1 protein-coding gene is annotated in these 603 nt (G+C 45.6%); it reads right to left on the reverse strand.

From position 1 onward, the window contains the following. Positions 1–448: LacI family DNA-binding transcriptional regulator (locus AB4486_RS24460; protein ID WP_372119240.1), on the reverse strand; the 448-nt coding region annotated here is incomplete at its 3' end. Positions 449–603: the final 155 nt, after the last annotated feature.

Raw genomic sequence — 603 nt, forward strand, 5'->3', positions numbered from 1 at the left:
CTACCGCCACGACCGGGATGTCTTGTGCATATTTGGCGATATCTTCTTTGGTAATACTGCCCGTCACGATGATCATGCCATCTACGTTACTTTTAGCTAGGTACTCCAACGCATGTATCTCGAGCTTTTTTTGCCAGTGCCCCGTCGCGATCACCAATGAGTAGCCTTGGGCAATCAGAGTTTTCTCCATGTCGTTGAGGATTCGACTGGTATAAGGGCTGTCAGGGTGTTGCACCAATACACCAATCGTCAATGAACGGCGATTGATGTTCTCCTGCATTTGAAAATTGGGCTTGTAGCCAGTGTCTTTGATTGCTTGCTCGATGTTCTGACTTTTATCATCCGATACATAAGTGGTTCGATTAAGAAAACGAGAAACCGTGCTTGGGGAAACACCAGCAAGTCTCGCTACATCGTATACAGTGGTTTTTTTAGTTTTAGTGCGCATCTCGATACCCTAATCCAGTGACATTTGGGGAGCCCGAAAGCTCCCCACCTATTTCAACCTGCATACCACTGCTTTTGTTGAAACTCGTGTCATTTAGTTAATACATGTAGGCGAAAATCATCCCCGGTCTGAAATAACGACCTGCGGTATATTTC

It is taken from the genome of Vibrio sp. 10N.222.55.C6, assembly GCF_041473395.1.
GTDB lineage: Bacteria > Pseudomonadota > Gammaproteobacteria > Enterobacterales > Vibrionaceae > Vibrio > Vibrio crassostreae_C.